The sequence below is a fragment of the Mammaliicoccus sp. N-M50 genome (genome assembly GCF_022386995.1).
GTDB classification, from domain to species: Bacteria; Bacillota; Bacilli; order Staphylococcales; family Staphylococcaceae; genus Mammaliicoccus; species Mammaliicoccus sciuri_A.
Genome location: NZ_JAJNJA010000003.1, coordinates 135,447 through 159,045, shown reverse-complemented (window position 1 = coordinate 159,045; position 23,599 = coordinate 135,447). Strand labels below are relative to the sequence as shown.

The window sequence follows — 23,599 nt, the reverse complement described above, 5'->3', positions numbered from 1 at the left end:
AACATAAGAAAAGCATGGGACGCGATGTCCCATGCTTTTTTACTTACTCTAAAGGTTCTCCGATGATTCGAACTTCTCTTTTAAGTTCTACACCAAATTTTTCTTTAACGACTTTTTGAACGTGTTTAATGATGTTCTCATAGTCTGTAGCTGTTCCGTTATCGACATTAACGATAAATCCAGCATGCTTGGTAGAAACTTCTACACCACCTATTCTATGGCCTTGTAATTCAGCATCTTGAATAAGTTTACCTGCGAAGTGGTTTGGTGGTCTTTGGAACACACTTCCGCATGAAGGGTATTCTAAAGGTTGTTTATCTTCACGACGTTGTGTAAGATCATCCATAGTCGCTTGAATGGAATGAATGTCACCATCTTGCAATTTAAAAGTTGCTTCTAGTACGACTAGGTGTTTACGTTGAACAATACTTGTACGATAGTCCAATTCTAAGTCTTCACCTTTAATGATATGCAACTGACCAGTATCATCGACTGCTTTAATATGGTCGATACAATCTTTGACTTCACCGCCATATGCACCAGCGTTCATATATACTGCGCCACCGACAGATCCAGGTATACCACAGGCAAATTCTAAACCGGTTAAATGGTGATCTCTAGCACGTCTTGAAACATCAATAATTGCTGCACCGCTTCCACATGTAATAGATTGATTTTTCACCGTTATTTGATCGAATTGTAATAAGCTTATAACAATTCCTCTTATACCACCATCACGGATGATAATATTAGAACCATTCCCCAAAAATGTAAGTGGAATTTGATTGTTATAAGCAAATTCTATTATCTTTTGCACTTCTGTATAAGAAGTAGGTGATAAGTAGAAATCTGCATTGCCACCAGTTTTTGTGAAAGTATATTTTTTAAGTGGCTCATTTACTTTTATAAGGGATTTTGGGAGAAATTTAGAAAGCTCCTCCAAAATTGTATGATTCTCCAACGCACGACGTCCTTTCTGTATTATGCTCTCACATTATTATATCAAGATTTATCATCTTAAGCGAATGGGTTATTTTTTATGTTTTTGAACAAGTTGTTGAAACCATTTTTGTTTTTGAGCTTCGTAATCTTTTATACTATTTGCTTCTAGTAAAGCGGCTTTCTTAAATGATTCAAATGTTTGTATGACATCTGTATCATTTGTTAAAAGTGACTCTACAGTTAAATAATCATATAACATTTGATTGTTTTGTTCAACAATATGTAAACGTGCTGTTTGCTTCAAGCTTATCATGTCTTGGAATTGAGCCATCATGACTTTTTTATTGTAACCATTATGTAATCGATATATGCGGTGATAATTGAGTCTTTTTTCATCAAGGCTTGTTATATCGTGAAGAGACTTAACTGTAACAAGTACATCTACGATAGGTTCTGTAACATATTGTGTTTGTTTCGTACCACCGATATGGAATACATCTATCACTGGCGTATCAAGTAAATGTATTAATAATTGTTGAATACTTTCAAAATTTAGTTTAAAATCATCTGATGATTGTAGTTGAATAAAGGGTTGTGGAAGTTTAAGCATAATAGCTCCTTTCTAAAATCCATGCATGAATATACTATATAACATTTTCATTATCCATGAAATTATGTATAATACAAGTGAAACAGGGGTGCAATGATGAAAATTAAATTATTTTATTTAATGATATTTGTTCTTGTTTTAATTATTGCAGCTTGTGGTAACGAATTACATTCAGATCTTCAAAAGTATAAAAGGGAAATGAAACCTATTTATAAAAAAGAGAATTCAATTCTGAAAGATATAGATAAATTAAGATTAAATCAGTTAGATCAACTTATTGGTACGGAAGTAACAGTTGAAAAACGTAAAGAATTGAATGAACTTCAAGATAAACTCGAAAAGCAAATTATACCTGAAGTTAAAGATCTTAGTAAACAAGCTCATAATATAAATGTAAGCACAAATGAGGTTCAAGATGCTCATAATATTTACATGAGTAATATAGCAAAGAAAGAAAAAACGTTAGAAGAATTAAATGAGTACATTTCATTATTTAAACAATCCATCCAATCTAATGAGAAAATATTAGATTATACAGATGTATTCGAACAGAATAAATCAGATGCAGAGAAAAATGCTAAATTAGCTAAAAATAATCCTGAAGATAAAGAAGATTATGATGCACTTGTTTCTGTTATTGATAAGAATAGTGAAGAATTAAGTACGAAAGCTAAATATTTAAATGATACTCAAAATGTGCAAGATAGAGCGGACTATATTGAGAAAGATATTATCCCGCTATTTTCTAAAAACATTAAATCACTGAATCAAACGAATATTTCATCTAAACGTGTCAATGAGATGAGACAAGCTCAAATTGAAGTGTATTATACTTTAATTAATTACTATAAAGAACGTAAAAAAGGTATTCTTATTGAAGATAAACTTCAAAAAGTCCAAGTACAAAATGGCGTAAGTTCGCAATTTAGTTACTTAGGTAAAGATGAAAAGTACAACAAAGCGATAGATAGACTAGATAAATAAAACACACCAAATACATTGTTTTATGTAATCGGTGTGTTTTATTTTATTGCTTATCAATTGTATCTTTAGGTTTATCTTTGTTGCGTTTTGATAAATATATATTTTTACCTATAAGTGAAATGAACCATATAGAAAATGCTATTACAAGAATATACGATAATGCAGGTTGGTTTTTAAAATCAAATAAAAATAAGACAGAAATAATAAGTAAACATGCATTGATCGTATCAATCATACCCCATCTTTTAATAAGTACGGGTGAAGTATTTTTGGACAAATTTCGCACCTCCTTAATATATATAAACAAGTATACCAAAATTGTCTTGTGGTTAATATTATAGATTACGGGTAAAGATAATAAAGATAATTATTAAAAATAGAATTTGCCATATAAATGGATAAATGATATAGTGTTCAATTGTATTGGTTAAATTATGATAGAGGTGAATTAAAATGGTCGTGAAATTAACTTCCATCGATCAATTTGAAAAAGTACTCAATGATAATCCAAACGTATTTGTTATGAAACATAGCAGTACTTGTCCTATTTCAGCAAGTGCATATGATCAATTTAACAAATTCTTATATGAAAGAGATATGGATGGTTATTACTTAATTGTTCAAGAAGAAAGAGAATTGTCTGATTATATAGCTGATAAAACTGGAATCAAACATGAATCCCCACAAGCATTTTACTTTGTTAATGGTAACGCTGAATGGGATGCAGATCATGAAAATATCACAGTCGCAAGTTTATCGAAAGCAGAAGAGTAAGTGAAACATATGCAAACAGTCTGATTGGACTGTTTGTTTTTTTGTTAATTGAAGTAAAAAACAGTATAATGAATTAAGATAAAAAGCATGAGGTGAAAATTATGAGAGTATTAGTTGCGATGGATGAGTTTGATAGTATTTTATCTAGTTACCATGCAAATCGATTTGTCGAAGAAGCAATAAAGTCTCAATTTAATGAAGCAGATATAGTACAAGTCCCATTATTTAATGGTCAAAGAGAAGTTATAGATTCAGTATTATTATGGCAATCTGGCACTAAATATTCAGTGGATCATCATGACGCTTATATGAGACCAAAGTCGTCTTCATATGTTGTAACAGAGAAAGATATCATCGTTATAGAAGCGGGTAAAGTCTTAACTTCAAGTGAGGATATTATTAAACCACTTGAAACTTCTTCATTTGGACTAGGAGAAGTGATTTTAGAAGCGCTAGATGAAGACAGTAAAGAGATGCTAATTTCAGTCGGTGATGTCGCAAGTTACGACGGTGGACTTGGTATGTTACAAGCATTAGGTGCTAAATTCTTTGATGCTGAAGGTAGTTTTATAGATGTTAGCAAAGGTGCTAAATGGATTAAATATATAAGAACAATTGATTTATATGATTTAGATAAAAGGTTAAAAGATAAAAATATCAAAGTCATAACAGACTTTGAATCGAAGTATTATGGTAAGAATAGTCGTATCATGAAAGAGCAAGCAATCAATCAAATTGCTGTTGAAGATGCTGTCTCAATCGATAATGCTTTATGGTATATAAGTGAACTATTTAAGAGCCAACATAAAATCTTATTAGGTAAAGAAGAACGCGGTGGTGCAGGAAGTGGCTTAGCTGCCTTGTTTAATAGTCTATGGGACGCGCAACTTGTTACAGGTGGAGATGTTGTGAATGAGCTTACTTATTTAGATAAATTGATTGAACAAGCTGACTTAATCGTTTTCGGTGAAGGTTTGAAACCTAATCAACAATTGTTAGAGACGACATCTGTTAGAATTGCTGAACTTTGTAATAAATATCAAAAAGTCAATATTGCGATATGCGCAACAGATGAAAAGTTTGATCAATACTTAGAACAAGATGTAACAGCTATGTATAAAGTATTTAATAAAGATCAATATTCAATGAGTGATTTAGAATTAGGTATAGCTTTAAGACATTTAACAACACAATCGCTAAGATTATTAAAAGCTAATATATAAAAATAAGAGCCTGAGACACTGTATTTGTCTCAGGCTCTTATATGTTGTTTTAAGACTGTTGTTCAAATTCTGATACGATACCGACTATCGTATGGACTGCTTTTTCCATAACATCAATGGAAACATACTCAAACGGTCCGTGGAAGTTTGCGCCACCTGTAAATAAATTAGGTGTTGGTAATCCCATGAATGAGAGTTGTGAACCGTCTGTACCACCTCTAATAGGTTCAATAATAGGTGTCATACCTAATGATTTAATAACTTTCTCGGGTATGTTCACAAGTTCAGGTTGTGGCTTGATTTTTTCACCCATATTGTAATACTGATCTTTGATTATTACAGTAATCAGTTCTTGATTATATTTATGATTTAATACTTTTGCGATATCTAATAAATGATTTTTTCTACGTTCGAACTGTGCTTTATCATGATCACGAATAATATATTGTAGCGTTGCTTTCTCAACTGTACCTGACATGTCAGATAAGTGATAGAAGCCCTCATAGCCTTCAGTATGTTCAGGTACTTCATCACTTGGCAATTGATCATTAAATGCCATTGCTAAAGTATTAGCGTTAACCATTACGTCTTTAGCAGAACCTGGATGTACGTTTACACCGTTAACTTCAACGACTGCAGAAGCGGCATTAAAGCTTTCGTATTGTAATTCGCCTTCTAAACTACCATCTAAAGTATAAGCAAAATCAGCGTTAAATCGTTCAACATCAAAATGATGTGGACCTCTACCAATTTCTTCATCTGGTGTAAAGCTGAATCTAATCTTGCCGTGTTTAATTTCAGGATGTTCTAATAAGTAAATGATCGCTTCCATAATCTCAACGACACCAGCTTTATCATCAGCGCCTAGTAAAGTTGTACCGTCTGTTGTCATTAATGTATGACCAATCACTTTTTCAAGTTGTGGGAAAGTCTTTGTGCTTAATACTTTGTCAGTATTACCGAGTGTAATATCTTCTCCATTATATTGCTCTACAATAACAGGATTAACATTTGATGCATGGTAATCTGGAGACGTATCAATATGTGCCAATAACCCTATAGTAGGTACATCCTTTTCTGTATTTGACGGTAAAGTGGCCATTAAATACCCTTTATCGTCTATGTCAACTTCAAGATTTAATGCTTTAATTTCTTCTTCAAGCATACGGATTAAATCCCATTGCTTTTCAGTAGATGGTGTACTTTCACTTGCTGCATCAGCTTGAGTATCTACTTTTACATATCTTGTTAATCGATCAATTAGACGTTGTTTCAAATTGCTCGCTCCCTTTACATCTATTTACGTTATTTATTATACGCTTTTTTGTTTCTTAGAAGCAAAAGAATGCTTTGCTCTGACATAGATTTGAAAAATGATTTCAGAACACAAAATACCAAACGCGATCGCACCAGAAATAAGTGTCGCTTGTAGTGTTGTATTAATCGCAACATCATAATTGTTGATTACTAAGTTTTTAGTTGCATCATATGCTAAGCCTCCTGGAACGAGAGGGATAATACCGGCAACTATAAAGATAATCATTGGACGCTTGTAATAACGGCTCATTATATGACTCATTAACGCTAAGGCAAAGCTACCATAGAATGATGCTTGTACTTTATCGATGCCAAAGTCTAACGAAATGGTATAAATCATCCAGCCCATCGCACCAACAATACCACATGCTATTAATAGTCTCTTTGGTGCATTAAAAATGACAGAGAAAAATAACGTTGCGGTAAAACTTAACAAAATTTGATATATATAATCTAACATTTAAAGCACCTCCTTAACTAAGTAGTAATACGATTGCGACACCAGCACCAATAGCAAATGCCGTAAGTGCCGCTTCTACACCTTTAGATATACCTGCAAGCAATTGTCCTGCCATTAAGTCTCTGATTGCATTTGTAATCAAGACACCTGGTACAAGTGGCATAACAGACGCGATTGTAATTAAGCTTAAATTCACGCCAATAAAGAAATTCACACTAATGGTTGCGATTGTAGCAATAATTAATGAACTAATAAATTCTGTGAAGAATTTAATTCTAATCGTATTATGGACGAGTGACATCGTTAAATATCCAACACCACCTGCAATGAATGAAGGGATGACTTCAGCTTGTTTACCACCAAACATTGGTAAGAAACAGGCTGATGCTATCGCTGCAGCTAATACTTTTAACCAAAATGGAAATTGTAATGAAGCATGATGTAAATGGATCAGTTCTGATTTAGCTTCATCAATCGTGAGTTCATTGTTAGCTATCTTACGTGATATTTGATTTGTTAAAGAAATTTTCTCTAAATCTGTTGTACGTTCATCTATTCTAATCAGACGTGTATTTGTTCTGTCATTAAGCGAGAATATAATCGCAGTAGATGTTACAAAGCTATGTGTATTTTCTAAACCATAACTTGTAGCGATTCTTGCCATTGTATCTTCAACTCGATATGTTTCTGCGCCACTTTCTAAAAGTATGCGACCGGCAGTCATGACAACATCAATGATTTTATTTTCATCTATAATCGTGAAGTCTTGTATCTCTTCCATAGTAACCTCCAGTTTCGTATTGAATTTTATGTAAATAATCAAATTAAAAACAATTCAACAAAAAACATAGAATTGCTAGAGGCAATTCTATGTTCAGTTTATAACTTAATAATTGGATTGAACATTACTTTGTTTTGACCTTGTAATTTGGCTTCATGTAACATATCATCCGCATCTTTAAATACGCGACGTTTCGATTTGTTATCTTGTTCACTTAAATAGCCTACACCAATTGAAACAGATAGTTTAATTGTTTCTTTGTTAGGTAAGTGGAAAGTAGATTGTTGAACGCTATCTCTAATACTTTCCGCTAATTTAATAGCACTATCTAATGTTTCGCCAACAAGAATAATTGAAAATTCTTCTCCGCCGTTACGAAAAGCTTTAACATCTTTAGGTAAATAGTTGATTAACAATTGCGACATTTGTTTTAAGACCGCGTCTCCAGCCTTATGAGAATACGCATCGTTCACGTCTTTAAATCCATCAATATCAATCAATAATAATGCCATAGATTGGTCTTGTTCAGTTATTTGTTCAGTCGTCTTATTTAAATAACGATCGAATTCTTTAACGTTTCCTAAACCTGTTAAGTAATCAACGGATTCTTCATTTTCATATCTTGAAATTAAATTTTTCAAGATCCAAATGTCTCTATAAACACTTGCACTAATAATACTTAGGATAAAGGAAACTGGCACAAGAAACAACCATTCATTGAGCCATGCATCAGGATTTAAAAAGATAAGTGTTATCGCAATAATCATAATGCTGATTAAATACAATAATTGAATACTCACGAAATCACTTTGTTTAAGAAAAGGACCTATCATCCCAACAACAATTGCAATAATCAGTAAATGGATATCTTCTAAAAAAGGTGTACCCATTACAAATATGTCAAATAGTACAATAACTACGGCACTTAAAACAGAATAAAATAAATTAGTAAATCTTCCTAAGAAGAGAATAGGTATAAAACTTAAAGAGAATGCATAGTCATGATACTGTATAGGATTAGATATTAATAATATTGAAACACCCGTCATTAAGATGGTGATATAATTTTGTGAAAAAGTCACAGTTCTCGTTTCGCTATATTGTATTCGATGGTATAGATAAAATGCTGCAATAGTTACAGATATATTGAATATAATTGCTTGTATCATTTAACACCATCCTTCATTTAGTAAGCCATATGATATTGTAATCTATTAGATTGCTTTTGTCACGATATAACAGGTTATTTTGTTAAAAAAGTTTCTTTTTTCACATGTTTGCGTATAAAGCTAGTTTATACGTAAAAATATTTGATTTCAAAAATGTGGTATACTATTGTTTTTATAGCATGTAGAATGAAATTTTGATATTCTAGAAGTAATGTTTTAATCAAATTCGGTGCAACTACAAAATGAAGGTGACTCAATGTTTACTTTACAACTAATATTACTAACCATGATTGTAAGTTTAATACTAACACCTTTAGTTATCGTTCTTTCTATTAAAATTGGTGCTGTTGATATGCCAAACGTTAGAAAAGTTCATACTAAACCCGTATCAGTATTAGGTGGCTCAGTCATTTTAATATCTTTTCTCATCGGTTTATGGTGGGGGAAACCAGTAGAACATGAAACAATTCCTATTATACTAGGTGCGATTGTTATCTATATTATAGGATTAGTAGATGATTTGTATGATATGAAACCACTTGTTAAATTAGCAGGTCAAATTGCTGTATCTTTAATCGTCGTTTTTAACCACGTTACATTAGATTTTATTACATTACCATTTGGTGTTGTAATTGAATTTGGAATCTTTAGTATTCCAATGACAATCTTCTGGGTTGTTGCAGTAATGAATGCAATCAACTTAATAGACGGTTTAGATGGTTTAGCTTCAGGCATATCATGTATCGCTTTAGTAACAATAGGATTTATCGCAATATTACAGCAGAACATCTTTATCATGATGATATGTAGTGTGTTAATAGGATCATTATTAGGATTCTTAGTATTTAACTCACATCCTGCTAAAATATTCTTAGGTGACAGTGGGGCATTACTATTAGGTTATATAATCGGTGTGTTATCACTATTAGGCTTTAAGAACATTACATTAATATCGCTATTCTTCCCAATGGTTATACTAGCAGTACCATTCATCGATATGTTATTTGCAGTAATACGTAGACTACATAATCGTCAATCTATCGTTCAAGCAGATAAATCGCATTTACACCATAGATTATTAGATTTAGGTTATACACATAGGCAAACCGTCATATTAATCTATATGATTGCCATATTATTCAGCATATCAAGTGTCATCCTTTATTTATCACCACCATACGGCGTATTAATGATGTTTATTATGATATTAATAACAATAGAATTAATCGTAGAATTTACAGGACTCGTAAATGTAAATTACAGACCAATATTAAATTTATTAACAAGAACAAAGTATAAAAAAGAACGCTAATGTCGATTAGCGTTCTTCTTCTTTATTATATGGAAATGGTAGTGCGATGATATCTTGTCTGTTTAATTCGTACTTACCTTGGTTGACTTCGTTTAGGAAATCGATAAATAGTTCTTCTTCTGATGCTATTACATGTATTGTGTAGGTTACTTTATCTGTATATGCAGTATCTACAAGTTGATAATCAGTTTGTTGTAACTCATGCTCGAAGCGTCCTGTTTGATCATAGTCTAATGTTACTTCAAATGGTATTGCATCTAATAAAATAATTCTGCCTACTTCTTTAATAACTTGGCTGACTGCACTTCCATATGCACGTATTAATCCACCTGCGCCTAATTTAATACCACCAAAGTATCTTGTAACGACAACAACTACATTATGGAGTTGTTGTTTTTTTAATACTTCTAACATAGGCACGCCTGCTGTTCCTGATGGTTCACCATCATCATTTGCTTTTTGGATAAGCATTGTAGGACCGATAACATAGCTAGAGCAATTATGTGTTGCATCATGATGTTCTTTTTTCTTTTGTTGTATGAATGCTTTCGCTTCTTCTTCAGTTTCTGCAGGATGAATGCTCGCGATAAATCTCGATTTATTAATGACAATTTCAGTTTCATGTGCTGATTTGATTGTAATTAGTCCTTCTGCCATGTTAATACTTCTCCCTTTACATCGTAATCTGTTACGATTATTATATACTATTGAAATTAGTCGGGAAAGGATTGTATGAATTGAAGAATAAATTATTGATGTTGTGCTTAGTGTTATCTATCGTGTTAGCAGCTTGTGGATCCAAAGAGGAAGAGAAACAATCGACTGACGAAGCGGACGATAGTCAAGGTGTCCTATTAGATGAAAAAGGAAATCCGAAAGATACGATTCAAGTAAATAAAGATACTGAAAAAGCTGTCAAAGAAGCTATTGAAAAAAATAGAAAGTCTTTAAATGATGGTGATGTAGAAGCTTACATTAAAACAATCGATACAGATTCAAAACAACTAGACGTTAAAGAGGAAGAAAAAGTGTTGAAAGATACACTTAAAAGTTATAAATTCGATAAAAAAATATCCAATATTAAGTTTTTAGAACAGAAAAAAGATCAAGTGGTTGTATTCTATAATGTGGAAACAACAGCTCATCCTAAGAATGGAAGTAAAGATGAGAAAAAAACATTTAACGAAGTTGTGACGCTTGTTAAAAAGGACGGCACATATAAATTTTCTAAAATGGCACAGGCAGCAATTTAGTTCATAAACTTCTTTTCAAATAACCAAGAATTAGATATGATGAGTATGGAAGAGAATCAAGGAGGATAACTTTATGAAGATTGCTGTTATAACAGATTCAACAGCATATTTAGATCAAGCTTATATAGATAAATATAATATTAGAACAATTGCGCTTAATGTTATATTTAATGATGAAGTTTATAAAGAATTGTCAGAGATAAGTACAGAAGATTTCTATAAAAGAATGAGAAATGAAAAACAATTACCGACGACATCTCAACCAGCTATGGGTCAATATGTGGAATTACTTGAGAGTTTGAAAGACGAAGGATATACAGATGTGATTGCAGTTCACTTATCAAGTGGTATAAGTGGTACATATCAAACAGCTGTGACGTTAAACGATATGGTAGAAGGTATAAACGTACATGCATTTGATTCTGAAATCTCTTGTTCAGTACAAGGTTTCTATGCTTTAAAAGCAGCTCAGCTTATCGAGCAAGGTATGACAGTTATTGATAACATTCTAGAACAATTAGAGAATATGAAACAAACAACAAATGCATATTTCATAGTAGATGATTTAAATAACTTGAAAAAAGGTGGCCGCTTAAATAGTGCACAAGCATTAGTCGGTACGATGTTACAAGTGAAACCATTGTTACACTTCGTTGATACAAAAATTGTCCCTTACGATAAAGTGAGAACAAAGAAAAGAGCAATGAAACGTATTGAAGAACAATTAGCTAAAGAAGTTGAAGGTTATAAAAACTTATCTATTGTTATTATTGAAGGAAATGATAAAGAGACAGCACTTTCTTGGAAAGCGCAAGTTGAAGAACAATTCCCTGATGCACAAATTATTATGAGTTATTTTGGACCAGTAATTGGGACGCATTTAGGAGAAGGTTCATTAGGTTTAGGATTCACAACGACCGAATTAGATTTAAGTATATAAAATAACTACAGCACAAAAAGCCGAGGCTTTTTGTGCTTTTTTTATGGAGGTTAGCATGAAATTATACGGACGTATATGCCGAGATTTAAATGATATAACAACTGAAAAAGTTCAATATACTAAACCTGGCGTATCTTTGGTTCAAGGTAAATATATTTGTAATCAGTGTGGTAACAAAGATCAAACATTGTTTTATCAGTATTTTTGCCACCATTGCGAGCAGGTAACGACCTATTGCAGATATTGTATTGCACTTGGTAAAGTTCAAAGTTGTAAAGATATTTATGTCATTGAGAGTTTGCATGAAGTATCAGAATGTCGTTATCAATTGGATTTTGAATTAAGTGAACAGCAACAACTCGCATCCTCTAAAATTAAAGACGCTATTTTAAAGCAAGAACATTTATTATTGCATGCTGTGACAGGTGCAGGTAAGACAGAAATGATCTTTGAAGGTATATCGCAAGCTCGAAAAAATGGTAAGAATGTTGCAGTTGTATCACCAAGAGTAGATGTCGTGAAAGAAGTTTATTTAAGGCTAATAAACGCATTTAAAGATGAACACATTGATTTAATGTATGAAGGACAATTCGCTCAGTTTAACAGTTCGTTTGTCGTATCGACTGTCCATCAACTTATACGCTATGACGGACATTTTAATGTGGTCATCGTTGATGAGGTAGATGCATTTCCGTTAGAAATGGATAATCAACTGATGCATACCATTCGAAAAGCTTCTTCAGAACAATCTAGTCATATTTATTTAACTGCAACGCCTAACAAGCAACTCCTTTCTAAGTTTAATCACAATCAAATAATTAAACTCCCCGCAAGATATCATAAACATCCATTACCAGTTCCAGAATTTCAATTTAATAACATTAAAGAAAATAAACTCAATCAGAAGTTACTTGCGTTTCTTAAATCCCAAATAGAACAGAATAGAAAGACATTTGTCTTCTTTCATAATATTGATTATATGGAACAAATATTTAAAGTGTTTCAATGCTACTTTTCAAAAATTGAATGTGTATCCAGTCATGATGAGATGAGGCATGAAAAGGTGACACGTTTAAGAAATGATGAAATAGACATTATGTTTACGACGACAATATTAGAAAGAGGCGTTACGCTAGAAAAACTAGATGTCGTCATTGTGCACACAGAAAAGTTTACAAACAGTGCCATCATTCAAATTGCAGGTCGTGTAGGTCGAAAATTATCTTGTCCAACTGGCAAGGTATTGTGTTATCACGAAGGTATCACACGAAATATGATACAGGCGAAACGAGAAATTATTGCAATGAATAATTTAGCACGAGAGAAAGGATGGTTAATTTGAATAGGTGCATAATTTGTCAAAATCATATCAATGAAGTGATCGATTTGCTAAATCTTTTTTCAAGGCAATCTATAATATGTGAGCAATGTGCCAATCACTTAACATTTAATCATGAAACAAGACGATGCAAAAGATGCTTAAAAATAATGTCTGAAGAAGAGGAAACTTGTCTAGATTGTCAGTGGCTTTCAAATAAATATCCATTGATTAATCAACTCTATACACTGTATGACTATGATGGTCTTGTCAAAACGCTCATACAACAATATAAGTTAAATGGGGATGTTGCACTCAATCAAGTATTTCAATTACCGCCTAAATTATTTAAGCATTATGATTACGTTATTCCGGCACCCATTCATCCTAATAAGTTAGAACAGCGAACATTCGATCATGTAACAACCGTGTTGGATAATCAAAAAATTAAATATATGCAGATTTATGAAACTGAAGAAAGGCAAAAGCAATCAGAATTAACTAAAATAAAAAGGTCATTTCAGCATAATCCATTTAAAATAAATAAAGACATAGACTTTGAAAATAAGAGAATATTACTCATAGATGATATTTATACAACAGGGTTAACAATTCACCGCTTAGCAGAACTTTTATTTATTAGAAAAATCAGAAAAATAGATGCCTTAACATTTGCAAGAGCGGTAAATAATGATAAAATATAGGTAGGAAGAAACACAAGAGAAATTGAGCGTTAAAGGAGTCGGTGTTTTATGATCAGATTTGAAATTCATGGTGAAAACATCACAGTGACTGATCCGATAAGAAATTATATTGAGGACAAAGTAAGTAAACTAGAAAGATATTTTACTAATGTCCCAGAGGCGATAGCCCACGTTAAAATCAAAACTTATCAGGATTCTAGAAGTAAAATTGAAGTAACTATTCCGTTGAAAGATGTTACTTTAAGAGCTGAAGAAAGACATGAAGATTTATATGCTGGAATCGACTTAATAACTAACAAACTCGAAAGACAAGTACGTAAGTACAAAACAAAGGTTAATAGAAAGTATCGTGATAAAGGGCGAGATAAAGATGTCTTTGCAGTAAGTCCAGATTCAGCTGCACCTGAAGAAGTTGAAGAGAATGATAGCGATAATGAAATTGAGATCATTCGTTCTAAGCAATTTGCTTTGAAACCAATGGATTCTGAAGAAGCAGTATTACAAATGAACTTACTAGGACATGATTTTTATATCTTTACTGATGCAGAAACAGATGAAACAAGCATCGTTTATAAACGTAAAGATGGTAAATATGGACTAATTGAAACTTCAATACAATAAAAATCATTTACACGAACTGGTGCAGAATTTCTGCACCAGTTTCTTTGGCTATTGATAGCTTTTCATCTACAGAGGTGGTAATCTTAAATAGTGTAAAAAGAGATATAAACGTGATATGATATATTGTTGTAAGATTACTAGTTTTCTAGTTGAAGGAGAGAACAAAATGGGTTTTTTATCAAAAATAGCTGATGGTAACAAACGAGTTGTTAAATCACTCGGAAAATTAGCAGATCAAGTCATCAATTTAGAAGATGAAATTGCTAAATTAACAGATGATCAATTAAGAGAGAAGACAGAACAATTCAAAAAAGAATTGTCAGAAATAGAAGATTATAAAAAGCAAGAAAAATATTTAGACAAAATACTACCTGAAGCATATGCAATCGTAAGAGAAGCATCTACAAGGGTATTTAATATGACACCATTTAAAGTACAAATTATGGGTGGTATTGCCATTCATCGTGGTGACATTTCAGAAATGAAAACTGGTGAAGGTAAAACATTAACAGCAACAATGCCAGTTTATTTAAATGCGCTAACAGGTAGAGGCGTTCATGTTGTTACAGTCAATGAATATCTATCAAGTTCACAAAGTGAAGAAATGGCGCAATTGTATAATTTCTTAGGTTTATCAGTTGGACTTAATTTGAATTCAATGGATACGAATCAAAAGCGTGAAGCATATGCAGCAGATATCACGTATAGTACAAATAATGAACTTGGATTTGATTATTTAAGAGACAACATGGTTACGTATAAAAAAGACCGTGTTATGAGACCTCTTAACTTTGCCATCATTGATGAGGTTGACTCAATTTTAATTGATGAAGCGAGAACGCCACTTATCATTTCAGGCGAAGCAGAAAAATCAACAACGTTATATACACAAGCTAATGTATTTGTAAAAATGCTTAAAGGTGAAGATGATTTTAGTTATGATGAAAAAACTAAAGCTATCACTTTAACAGAACAAGGTATTGATAAAGCTGAACGCATGTTCAAAATTGAGAACTTGTTTGACGTGAAACATGTTAACTTAATGCATCATATAAATATCGCGTTAAAAGCAAACAGAACAATGTTTAAAGATAAAGATTATGTTGTTGATGATGGTGAAATTATGATTGTCGACCAATTTACAGGTCGTACAATGCCAGGTCGAAGATTCTCTGACGGCTTGCATCAAGCAATTGAAGCAAAAGAAGGTCTAGAGATTCAAAATGAATCTAAAACGATGGCATCTATCACGTTCCAAAACTTCTTTAGAATGTACAATAAATTATCAGGTATGACTGGTACAGCTAAGACAGAAGAAGAAGAGTTCAGAAATATTTACAATATGACTGTTACGCAAATTCCAACAAATAGACCGATACAACGTATAGACGAAGCGGATTTAATTTTTGCATCTCAAAAAGGTAAGTTTGATGCGGTTGTTAAAGATGTGATTGAGCTTCATAAGACAGGTCAACCAGTATTATTAGGTACAGTTGCCGTTGAAACAAGTGAATATATTTCACAACTATTAAAGAAAAAAGGCGTTAGACATAACGTGTTGAATGCGAAAAACCATGAACGTGAAGCGGAAATCATTTTAAATGCAGGTCAAAAAGGTGCAGTAACCATTGCAACTAACATGGCCGGACGTGGTACGGATATTAAACTTGGAGAAGGCGTTGTTGAACTTGGTGGTTTAGCTGTAATTGGTACAGAACGTCACGAGTCAAGACGTATTGATGACCAATTAAGAGGACGTTCAGGTCGTCAAGGTGACGTTGGTCGAAGTAGATTCTACTTATCATTACAAGATGAATTGATGGTCCGTTTCGGATCAGAACGTATGCAATCTTTAATGGGTAAATTAGGTATGAATGATGATACACCAATTGAATCTAAAATGGTTTCTAGAGCAGTAGAATCTGCTCAAAAACGAGTTGAAGGTAATAACTTCGATGCACGTAAACGTTTATTAGAATACGATGATGTACTAAGAAAACAACGTGAAATCATTTACGGTGAGCGTAATGATATTATTGAAAAAGACGATGTACAAGACATTGTTAAAGATATGATTAAATCATCATTAGAGCGTGGCGTGAACTATCACTTCGCAACAAACGAAGAAGAAATTGATTTTGAAGCACTCGTTCAATATATTGAAGACTCATATGTACCACAAGATGCAATTAAAGTTGATGATATTCGTGGTAGAGATTATGAAGATATCGTAGAAATTGTATTAGAAAAAATTAAAACACAATACAAAGCTCAACAAGAAGACTTTGGTGATCAAATGTCTGAATTTGAACGTATGATTGTGTTAAGAACAATAGACCGTAAATGGACTGATCACATTGATACAATGGATCAATTACGTACAGGTATCCACTTAAGATCTTATGGTCAAATCAATCCACTTAGAGAATACCAAAATGAAGGTTTGGATTTATTTGAAACAATGTTGAATGAAATAGAAGATGAAGTAAGTAAATACATTCTTAAATCAACTATTGATCGTGGTGAACAAGTTGAACGTGAACAAGTTGAAATAGGTGAAGCTAAACATGTGAGTGCGAATGATGGTAAAGAAAAAGTTAAACCAAAACCTATCGTCAAAGATGAACAAGTTGGCCGAAACGATCCATGTCCATGTGGTAGTGGTAAGAAATATAAAAACTGTCATGGTCAAGCATAAAGGAGTAATTTTATGGAATTAACGGAAATTAGACAAACATTAAATAAAAATAATGAAAAATTAATGAATATCAGGGGGTCTCTTTGACTTAGAAAATAAAGAGACGAACATTCAAGAATACGAAGAAATGATGGTTGATCCATCATTCTGGGACGATCAGAATAAAGCACAAGACATCATTAACAAAAACAATGCATTAAAGTCTGTAGTCGGTGATTTTCATACATTAAATCAACAGATTGAAGATTTACTTACGACTGTTGAATTGTTACAAGAAGAATATGATGAAGAAATGCACGAAATGCTTGAACAAGATTTAAAAGCGTTACAAACAGACATCGATCAATTTGAATTGAAACTACTACTTAATGGTGAACATGATGAAAGTAACGCAATATTAGAATTGCATCCAGGCGCAGGTGGTACAGAATCTCAAGATTGGGGTTCAATGCTGCTTAGAATGTATCAACGTTTCGCAGAACAAAAAGGATTCAAAGTAGAAAAGTTAGATTATCAAGCTGGAGATGAAGCGGGCATTAAAAGTGTCACAATTCTTATCAAAGGTCATAATGCATATGGATATTTAAAAGCTGAAAAAGGTGTCCACAGATTAGTGCGTATTTCTCCATTTGATTCATCAGGAAGACGTCATACATCATTTGTATCTTGTGATGTAACACCTGAATTTAATAATGAAAAAATAGAAATAGAAGTTAATTCTGAAGACATTTCAGTCGATACTTATAGAGCATCTGGTGCAGGTGGACAGCACGTCAACACGACTGATTCAGCTGTTCGTATCACACACCAACCAACTGGTATCGTTGTAACATGTCAAAATGAAAGATCACAAATTAAAAATAGAGAACAAGCTATGAAAATGTTAAAAGCGAAACTCTACCAAAAAGAACTTGAAGAACAAGCAGCAGCTCTAGATGAAATTAGAGGCGAACAAAAAGAAATTGGATGGGGTAGTCAAATACGTTCATACGTATTTCATCCATATGCTATGGTTAAAGATCATAGAACTAATGAAGAAACAGGTAATACAAATGCAGTTATGGATGGTGACTTAGACCCATTTATCGATGCATATTTAAGAAGCCAAATTAATGAAAAATAATTTAAAGCAAGCAGCTAGGATGATTTAAATATCCTAGCTGCTTTTATGATAATTTAAATTGTGAACTATTGAACAAAATGATGTCAGACGCTGGTTTACATGGTAAAATATAGTTGATAATAAAATGAATGGAGTGTTATACATGAAAATCAAAATGGGCATGATTTCTGTAATAGCATTATCATCGTTAGTATTTGCAGGATGTGGACAATCAAGCGATGATAGCAGCAAAGAAGAATACAGTTCACAAGGGGAAAAAATCTTTAAAAACAATTCTTGCGTAGGATGTCATGGTAAAGATTTAGATGGTGCATCTGGACCATCACTTAAAAAAGTCGGTGCCAAAATGTCTGAGTCAGATATTGAAAAAATTATCAACGAAGGTAAAGGTAATATGCCGAGTCAAGTTGTAGATGAGAAAGAAGCAAAAGAAGTTGCTAAATGGTTAGCTAAACAAAAATAATCATTTATATTCAATTTGCATATAAATTGGAAATTTTACCGTGAAAAACATATGTATTTTAATTGAATAATGATAAGTAATAAAGGTGTTGTTAATTGTGTGTAAATAATTAACAACACCTTTTAAAATACTTTCATGTCAGTGTTCAGTAACATTTTTATCAGTAAAATTATAAAATGTTAACGGTTATATTACAGATTTGTAACAAAACAATATTGAGATAAAAAATGTGCTATATTATTTCCAGTATTAATTGAGGAACATCATATAAATAATAAATATAAACGTAAATACATACACTTCGGGAGGATATGTCATCATGAAGAAGACTTTCATTACATTAGCATCTGTTACAGCTTTAACAACTTTAGCAAGTTCATCTGCCTATGCAGCTGATATTAAAGTAAAAGAAGGACAATCATTAGACAATATCGCAAAAGAATATGGAACATCAGTGTCAGAAATTAAATCTTTAAACAACATTGATACCGATGTTACAGTTGGACAAACATTAAAAGTATTAGAAGATAACATCTATACAATTCAAGAAGGAGATACACTTAACAAAATAGCTAAGAAATTTGATGTTAAGGTTTCAGACTTAAAAGAATGGAACAATTTATCTTCTGATTTAATTATTGTTGGTGATGAATTAAAAGTTGCATCTGAAACATCAGAACCAACTGCAGAACCTACTAGTTTAACGGTTAACGCACCTGAATCTCCAGCTCAAGAAGATGCATTATTAAGATACGTATTCGAACAAACATCATACGGCAATGTGTACAACAGTGAAGATTCAGTCGCTTATGTTGCACCTACATTTAATGAAAATCAATCAACACAAAACACTGCACCTGTTTCATACAGCCGACCAAATTCAGGTGGCGGAAGCAATTTATATACTTCTGGACAATGTACGTACTATGCATTTAGTAAACGTCCAGATCTTGGCAATACTTGGGGTAATGCAAACAACTGGGCAAACGCAGCAGCTCAAGCAGGTTACACTGTAAACAATAGCCCAGCGGCAGGTTCAATTTTACAATCTACAGCAGGTGGATATGGACATGTAGCTTATGTTGATAAAGTAAATGCTGATGGTTCAATTCAAGTTTCTGAAATGAATTATCAAGGTGAAGGTATTGTTTCTTCACGTACAATTTCAGCATCAGCAGCTGGTTCATATAATTATATTCATTAGTTTTTATAGTAACTTAATAAATAAGCAAGTAGTTAATTCAGTTTAAGAATTTTAACTATTTGCTTTTTTTTATCATTATAGTTGATATAATAAACGTAAATGTTAGTGTAGAGGTTTGAAAACATGAAAAAAAGGTTAAAAATCATATTAGTTATACTTTTGTTATTGATTATTAGTATCAGTGTTTATAAAGTATTAGATATCAATAAGTTTCAAACGAACGAACAGTTTAAAGAGCAACAAGGGAAGCAATCGTTTCAAAACAGTCATCCAGCTACAGGCATGAATGTAAATAATGAAACTGTAAATGTTTTTTCAACTGAAAAATCAAAACAATTAAAAGAGGTAACATCTAAAAATGATATTACAGTTATTAATTTATTTGCCTCTTGGTGTGACCCTTGTAAACGAGAAATGCCTGAACTTGTAAAATATGCAAAGCACGAAGATAAAGGTGTCGAATTAGTTGGTTTAAATGTTAAAGATAAACGAAAACCAGCTAAACAATTAATGGACGATGTAAATGTGAATTACGATGTTTACGTTGCGCAAGATGATTTTCTAGAAAAATATAAATCGTATAATATACCTACAACTTTATTTGTAGATAAAAATGGCGAAATCAAAAAAGTCTATTTAGGTGAATTATCTGAAAAGACACTAAACAACTTAGTTACACAAGTTAAGGAGGAAATTTAATGGGGGTACATCAATATTTTAAAAGTTTGTCTGATTTAGAGAAATTAGTAAGATGTCCAGGTAAATTTAAGTATCAAGACCATAATGTTGCAGCACATTCCTTTAAAGTAACGAAAATAGCGCAATATTTAGCAACAGTAGAAGAACAAAATGGTCAAGAAATAGACTGGAAACTTGTATATGAAAAAGCTTTGAACCATGATTATCCCGAAATATTTACAGGTGACATTAAGACACCTGTGAAATATGCGTCTTATGAAATTAAAAAATTATTCTCTCAAGTTGAAGAAGAGATGATCGATAAATTTATAACAGAAGAATTTCCTGAGCAATATCAAGATATATATAGACATAGACTACAAGAGGGTAAAGATGATAGTATAGAAGGGCAAATATTAAGTGTTGCTGATAAAATTGATTTATTGTATGAATCTTTTGGTGAAATTCAAAAGAGAAATCCAGAACCTTTATTCTTCGAAATTTATGAAAGTTCATTGGAAACAATCATGCAATTTGATCATTTAGCATCTGTACAAGATTTTATTCAACATATTATACCTGATATGTTACAAGAAAAATTTATACCACGTTCAGAGTTAAGAGAGATAACAATGACGATACTTGAGAAACGTGAAACAAAAAGGAGTTAGTGAATTGAATGATTTGGCCGATTCTAGCTTTGTTTCTTCCTTGTTTAATGGTTATTATTTTCACGCAAATTGCTCAAAATAAATGGATTGGATTACTTGTATCCAGCATTATAATTGGTGTTTCTGTTTATAAAGGCTTTTTTAACAATGAGCTTATTATGTTGTTAGATGTACTGAGTTTAGTAGCAGGCTTTTATATAGTTGATACACTTAAAATAGATAAAATTGAATCAAGATAGATAAGAGGAATAATCATTTAGATTTTTCCTCTTATTTGTATGTAATTTTAAAATTAACGAACAAATGTTTGGTCATTTTTACAAATTTTTGATAAAATAAATATATATATTACAGAAAATGAGGAGGTTCCTATGCAACATTTTCCTTTTAAAATACATTCTGACTATTCACCTCAAGGGGATCAGCCAGAAGCTATTAAATCTCTTGTAAAAGGCATTAACGAAGGCAAGAGACATCAAACTTTATTAGGTGCGACAGGTACAGGTAAGACATTCACGATGAGTAATGTCATCAAAGAAGTCGGTAAACCTACATTGATTATTGCACATAATAAAACGTTGGCTGGACAGCTATATAGTGAGTTTAAAGAATTCTTTCCTGAGAATAGAGTAGAATACTTCGTAAGTTATTACGATTATTATCAACCTGAAGCATATGTGCCTCAAACGGATACTTTTATTGAAAAAGATGCCTCTATAAATGATGAAATTGATAAACTTCGACATTCAGCAACTAGCGCATTGTTTGAACGAGATGATGTTATCGTTATTGCGAGTGTCAGCTGTATTTATGGTTTAGGTAATCCAGAAGAATATAAAGACTTAGTTGTAAGTACGCGTGTCGGTATGGAAATGGAACGTAATGAACTGTTAAGAAAGCTTGTCGATAACCAATATTCACGAAATGATATAGATTTTAGACGTGGTACATTTAGAGTTAGAGGAGATGTTGTAGAAATATTTCCAGCATCACGTGATGAATTATGTGTCAGAGTAGAGTTCTTTGGAGATGAAATCGATAGAATTAGAGAAGTGAATTACTTAACAGGTGAAGTTATTGCTGAAAGAGAACATTTTCTATTTTATCCCGCATCTCACTTCGTAACACGTGAAGAAAAAATGAAAGTTGCGATTGAGCGTATTGAGAAAGAACTTGAAGAACGATTGGCTGAACTTCGAAAAGAAAATAAACTTCTAGAAGCTCAACGACTTGAACAAAGAACGAATTATGATTTAGAAATGATGAGAGAAATGGGCTTTTGTTCAGGTATTGAGAACTATTCTGTACATTTAACGTTACGACCAAAAGGTTCTACACCATATACTTTATTAGATTACTTTGGTGATGATTGGTTAGTGATGATTGATGAATCTCACGTAACACTTCCTCAAATTAGAGGTATGTATAATGGTGACCAAGCGCGAAAAAATGTCTTAGTCGAACACGGCTTTAGATTACCAAGTGCTTTAGACAATAGACCGCTTAAATTTGAAGAGTTTGAAGAAAAAACGAAACAATTGGTTTATGTTTCAGCAACACCGGGACCATATGAAATTGAACATACTGATGAAATGGTTGAACAAATTATTCGTCCTACAGGTTTATTAGATCCAATTGTTGAAGTCAGACCAAGTGAAAATCAAATAGATGATTTAATGGCTGAAATTAATGAAAGAATAGAAAGAAATGAACGTGTATTAATTACAACATTAACTAAAAAAATGAGTGAAGATTTAACAACTTATTTAAAAGAAGCCGGCATTAAAGTGAATTACTTACATTCAGAAATAAAGACATTAGAAAGAATAGAAATTATTCGAGACTTAAGAATGGGTGTTTATGATGTATTAGTTGGGATTAACTTACTAAGAGAAGGTTTAGATATCCCAGAAGTTTCACTTGTTACGATTTTGGATGCAGATAAAGAAGGTTTCTTAAGATCAGAGCGTTCGTTGATTCAAACGATTGGTCGAGCTGCGCGTAATGATAAAGGTAAAGTGATTATGTATGCTGATAAAATTACAGATTCTATGAGAACAGCATTAGATGAAACAAGTAGAAGACGTGCTACTCAAGAAGCGTACAATGAAGAACACAATATAACACCACAAACAATTAATAAGAAGATACGTGATGTCATATCAGCAACAGTAGAAACGGATGAAGTAACTGAAAAAGATACTAAAAAAGCGCCTAAGAAACTTACGAAAAAAGAAAGAGAAAAGACAATCGAGCGCATAGAAAAAGAAATGAAAGATGCTGCGAAAGATTTAGACTTCGAGCGTGCATCTGAACTAAGAGATATATTATTTGAACTAAAAGCAGAAAGGTGA

25 protein-coding genes are annotated in these 23,599 nt (G+C 32.3%); 17 read left to right on the top strand and 8 right to left on the bottom strand.

From position 1 onward, the window contains the following. Positions 1-43: 43 nt before the first annotated feature. A complete protein-coding gene (gene murB, locus LQ622_RS06480; RefSeq protein ID WP_025905421.1) occupies positions 44-961 on the bottom strand; it encodes a UDP-N-acetylmuramate dehydrogenase in 918 nt (305 codons plus the stop codon). 69 nt (positions 962-1,030) lie between these two features. After that, a complete protein-coding gene (locus LQ622_RS06475) occupies positions 1,031-1,552 on the bottom strand; it encodes a GrpB family protein (RefSeq protein ID WP_107576954.1) in 522 nt (173 codons plus the stop codon). A gap of 96 nt (positions 1,553-1,648) precedes the next feature. Between LQ622_RS06475 and LQ622_RS06470 the strand changes: the two genes are divergently transcribed. Further along, on the top strand, positions 1,649-2,536 hold the full coding sequence (locus LQ622_RS06470) for an EMYY motif lipoprotein (RefSeq protein WP_037588729.1): 888 nt from the start codon (positions 1,649-1,651) through the stop codon (positions 2,534-2,536). Between the two features lie 43 nt (positions 2,537-2,579). Here LQ622_RS06470 and LQ622_RS06465 read toward each other — a convergent pair whose 3' ends face one another. Further along, on the bottom strand, positions 2,580-2,822 hold the full coding sequence (locus LQ622_RS06465) for a hypothetical protein (RefSeq protein ID WP_232193856.1): 243 nt from the start codon (positions 2,820-2,822) through the stop codon (positions 2,580-2,582). Between the two features lie 167 nt (positions 2,823-2,989). On the opposite strand from LQ622_RS06465, the gene ytxJ reads away from it, so the two are divergent. Beyond that, a complete protein-coding gene (ytxJ, locus tag LQ622_RS06460; protein ID WP_025905425.1) occupies positions 2,990-3,310 on the top strand; it encodes a bacillithiol system redox-active protein YtxJ in 321 nt (106 codons plus the stop codon). 101 nt (positions 3,311-3,411) lie between these two features. Then, the gene (locus tag LQ622_RS06455; protein ID WP_037588731.1) at positions 3,412-4,533 is read left to right on the top strand and encodes a glycerate kinase; all 1,122 of its coding nucleotides are present in this window, start codon (positions 3,412-3,414) and stop codon (positions 4,531-4,533) included. A 49-nt stretch (positions 4,534-4,582) separates the two neighbouring features. Here LQ622_RS06455 and pepT read toward each other — a convergent pair whose 3' ends face one another. The 4 genes from pepT to gdpS form a co-directional block, all read right to left on the bottom strand. Further along, positions 4,583-5,809 (bottom strand): peptidase T, encoded by a 1,227-nt coding sequence (gene pepT, locus LQ622_RS06450; RefSeq protein WP_239774823.1) that lies wholly within the window; start codon positions 5,807-5,809, stop codon positions 4,583-4,585. Between the two features lie 36 nt (positions 5,810-5,845). Further along, the gene (locus LQ622_RS06445; protein WP_025905428.1) at positions 5,846-6,310 is read right to left on the bottom strand and encodes a threonine/serine exporter family protein; all 465 of its coding nucleotides are present in this window, start codon (positions 6,308-6,310) and stop codon (positions 5,846-5,848) included. Positions 6,311-6,323: 13 nt separating this feature from the next. Then, complete coding sequence (locus LQ622_RS06440) at positions 6,324-7,091, bottom strand: threonine/serine exporter family protein (protein ID WP_037588735.1); 768 nt, start codon at positions 7,089-7,091, stop codon at positions 6,324-6,326. Positions 7,092-7,189: 98 nt separating this feature from the next. Next, positions 7,190-8,260 carry a GGDEF domain-containing protein GdpS gene (gdpS, locus tag LQ622_RS06435; protein ID WP_037588737.1) on the bottom strand — a complete coding sequence of 357 codons (1,071 nt, stop codon included), beginning with the start codon at positions 8,258-8,260 and terminating at the stop codon, positions 7,190-7,192. A gap of 256 nt (positions 8,261-8,516) precedes the next feature. Between gdpS and LQ622_RS06430 the strand changes: the two genes are divergently transcribed. Then, the gene (locus tag LQ622_RS06430; protein ID WP_037588739.1) at positions 8,517-9,572 is read left to right on the top strand and encodes a glycosyltransferase family 4 protein; all 1,056 of its coding nucleotides are present in this window, start codon (positions 8,517-8,519) and stop codon (positions 9,570-9,572) included. Positions 9,573-9,578: 6 nt separating this feature from the next. Here the strand turns inward: LQ622_RS06430 and LQ622_RS06425 are convergent, their stop codons facing one another. Beyond that, positions 9,579-10,229: a YigZ family protein gene (locus tag LQ622_RS06425; protein WP_239774821.1), complete on the bottom strand. Its 651-nt coding sequence runs from the start codon at positions 10,227-10,229 to the stop codon at positions 9,579-9,581. Between the two features lie 80 nt (positions 10,230-10,309). Here LQ622_RS06425 and LQ622_RS06420 point away from each other — a divergent pair, with 80 nt between their 5' ends. From LQ622_RS06420 to uvrB, 13 genes are all read left to right on the top strand, one after another. Next, positions 10,310-10,825: a hypothetical protein gene (locus LQ622_RS06420; RefSeq protein WP_239774820.1), complete on the top strand. Its 516-nt coding sequence runs from the start codon at positions 10,310-10,312 to the stop codon at positions 10,823-10,825. Between the two features lie 73 nt (positions 10,826-10,898). Continuing rightward, the gene (fakB1, locus tag LQ622_RS06415) at positions 10,899-11,765 is read left to right on the top strand and encodes a fatty acid kinase binding subunit FakB1 (RefSeq protein WP_196307490.1); all 867 of its coding nucleotides are present in this window, start codon (positions 10,899-10,901) and stop codon (positions 11,763-11,765) included. Between the two features lie 55 nt (positions 11,766-11,820). After that, complete coding sequence (locus LQ622_RS06410; RefSeq protein WP_239774819.1) at positions 11,821-13,107, top strand: DEAD/DEAH box helicase family protein; 1,287 nt, start codon at positions 11,821-11,823, stop codon at positions 13,105-13,107. Between the two features lie 146 nt (positions 13,108-13,253). Continuing rightward, positions 13,254-13,787 (top strand): ComF family protein, encoded by a 534-nt coding sequence (locus LQ622_RS06405; protein WP_239774818.1) that lies wholly within the window; start codon positions 13,254-13,256, stop codon positions 13,785-13,787. Between the two features lie 48 nt (positions 13,788-13,835). Then, complete coding sequence (gene hpf, locus LQ622_RS06400) at positions 13,836-14,408, top strand: ribosome hibernation-promoting factor, HPF/YfiA family (RefSeq protein WP_037588746.1); 573 nt, start codon at positions 13,836-13,838, stop codon at positions 14,406-14,408. 166 nt (positions 14,409-14,574) lie between these two features. Beyond that, the gene (gene secA / locus LQ622_RS06395; RefSeq protein ID WP_037588747.1) at positions 14,575-17,106 is read left to right on the top strand and encodes a preprotein translocase subunit SecA; all 2,532 of its coding nucleotides are present in this window, start codon (positions 14,575-14,577) and stop codon (positions 17,104-17,106) included. Between the two features lie 12 nt (positions 17,107-17,118). Further along, a protein-coding gene (gene prfB, locus LQ622_RS06390) for a peptide chain release factor 2 (RefSeq protein ID WP_239774817.1) occupies positions 17,119-18,229 on the top strand; the annotation gives its coding sequence in 2 pieces (ribosomal slippage) (positions 17,119-17,190 and positions 17,192-18,229; 1,110 coding nt in all). Between the two features lie 142 nt (positions 18,230-18,371). Continuing rightward, positions 18,372-18,692: a cytochrome c551 gene (gene cccB / locus LQ622_RS06385; RefSeq protein WP_025904526.1), complete on the top strand. Its 321-nt coding sequence runs from the start codon at positions 18,372-18,374 to the stop codon at positions 18,690-18,692. 319 nt (positions 18,693-19,011) lie between these two features. Continuing rightward, entirely contained in the window at positions 19,012-19,896 is an 885-nt protein-coding gene (locus tag LQ622_RS06380; protein WP_204188844.1) for a CHAP domain-containing protein, read from the top strand. A 123-nt stretch (positions 19,897-20,019) separates the two neighbouring features. Then, complete coding sequence (locus tag LQ622_RS06375; protein ID WP_037588750.1) at positions 20,020-20,595, top strand: TlpA family protein disulfide reductase; 576 nt, start codon at positions 20,020-20,022, stop codon at positions 20,593-20,595. Next, the gene (locus LQ622_RS06370) at positions 20,595-21,245 is read left to right on the top strand and encodes an HD domain-containing protein (RefSeq protein ID WP_025904529.1); all 651 of its coding nucleotides are present in this window, start codon (positions 20,595-20,597) and stop codon (positions 21,243-21,245) included. The genes LQ622_RS06375 and LQ622_RS06370 overlap by 1 nt, the downstream gene beginning before the upstream one ends. A gap of 8 nt (positions 21,246-21,253) precedes the next feature. Then, entirely contained in the window at positions 21,254-21,484 is a 231-nt protein-coding gene (locus LQ622_RS06365; protein WP_025904530.1) for a DUF2198 family protein, read from the top strand. Positions 21,485-21,616: 132 nt separating this feature from the next. Further along, a complete protein-coding gene (uvrB, locus tag LQ622_RS06360) occupies positions 21,617-23,599 on the top strand; it encodes an excinuclease ABC subunit UvrB (protein ID WP_037588751.1) in 1,983 nt (660 codons plus the stop codon).

Bases quoted from the DNA above. Each gene is read 5' to 3' on its own strand.
- LQ622_RS06475 (WP_107576954.1), bottom strand. From the start codon at position 1,552: ATGCTTAAACTTCCACAACCCTTTATTCAACTACAATCATCAGATGAT.
- fakB1 (WP_196307490.1), top strand. From the start codon at position 10,899: ATGAAGATTGCTGTTATAACAGATTCAACAGCATATTTAGATCAAGCT.
- LQ622_RS06410 (WP_239774819.1), top strand. From the start codon at position 11,821: ATGAAATTATACGGACGTATATGCCGAGATTTAAATGATATAACAACT.
- LQ622_RS06370 (WP_025904529.1), top strand. From the start codon at position 20,595: ATGGGGGTACATCAATATTTTAAAAGTTTGTCTGATTTAGAGAAATTA.
- hpf (WP_037588746.1), top strand. From the start codon at position 13,836: ATGATCAGATTTGAAATTCATGGTGAAAACATCACAGTGACTGATCCG.
- LQ622_RS06440 (WP_037588735.1), bottom strand. From the start codon at position 7,091: ATGGAAGAGATACAAGACTTCACGATTATAGATGAAAATAAAATCATT.
- LQ622_RS06425 (WP_239774821.1), bottom strand. From the start codon at position 10,229: ATGGCAGAAGGACTAATTACAATCAAATCAGCACATGAAACTGAAATT.
- cccB (WP_025904526.1), top strand. From the start codon at position 18,372: ATGAAAATCAAAATGGGCATGATTTCTGTAATAGCATTATCATCGTTA.
- LQ622_RS06430 (WP_037588739.1), top strand. From the start codon at position 8,517: ATGTTTACTTTACAACTAATATTACTAACCATGATTGTAAGTTTAATA.
- gdpS (WP_037588737.1), bottom strand. From the start codon at position 8,260: ATGATACAAGCAATTATATTCAATATATCTGTAACTATTGCAGCATTT.
- LQ622_RS06375 (WP_037588750.1), top strand. From the start codon at position 20,020: ATGAAAAAAAGGTTAAAAATCATATTAGTTATACTTTTGTTATTGATT.
- secA (WP_037588747.1), top strand. From the start codon at position 14,575: ATGGGTTTTTTATCAAAAATAGCTGATGGTAACAAACGAGTTGTTAAA.
- LQ622_RS06405 (WP_239774818.1), top strand. From the start codon at position 13,254: ATGTCTGAAGAAGAGGAAACTTGTCTAGATTGTCAGTGGCTTTCAAAT.
- LQ622_RS06470 (WP_037588729.1), top strand. From the start codon at position 1,649: ATGAAAATTAAATTATTTTATTTAATGATATTTGTTCTTGTTTTAATT.
- LQ622_RS06380 (WP_204188844.1), top strand. From the start codon at position 19,012: ATGAAGAAGACTTTCATTACATTAGCATCTGTTACAGCTTTAACAACT.
- ytxJ (WP_025905425.1), top strand. From the start codon at position 2,990: ATGGTCGTGAAATTAACTTCCATCGATCAATTTGAAAAAGTACTCAAT.
- LQ622_RS06455 (WP_037588731.1), top strand. From the start codon at position 3,412: ATGAGAGTATTAGTTGCGATGGATGAGTTTGATAGTATTTTATCTAGT.
- uvrB (WP_037588751.1), top strand. From the start codon at position 21,617: ATGCAACATTTTCCTTTTAAAATACATTCTGACTATTCACCTCAAGGG.
- LQ622_RS06445 (WP_025905428.1), bottom strand. From the start codon at position 6,310: ATGTTAGATTATATATATCAAATTTTGTTAAGTTTTACCGCAACGTTA.
- LQ622_RS06365 (WP_025904530.1), top strand. From the start codon at position 21,254: ATGATTTGGCCGATTCTAGCTTTGTTTCTTCCTTGTTTAATGGTTATT.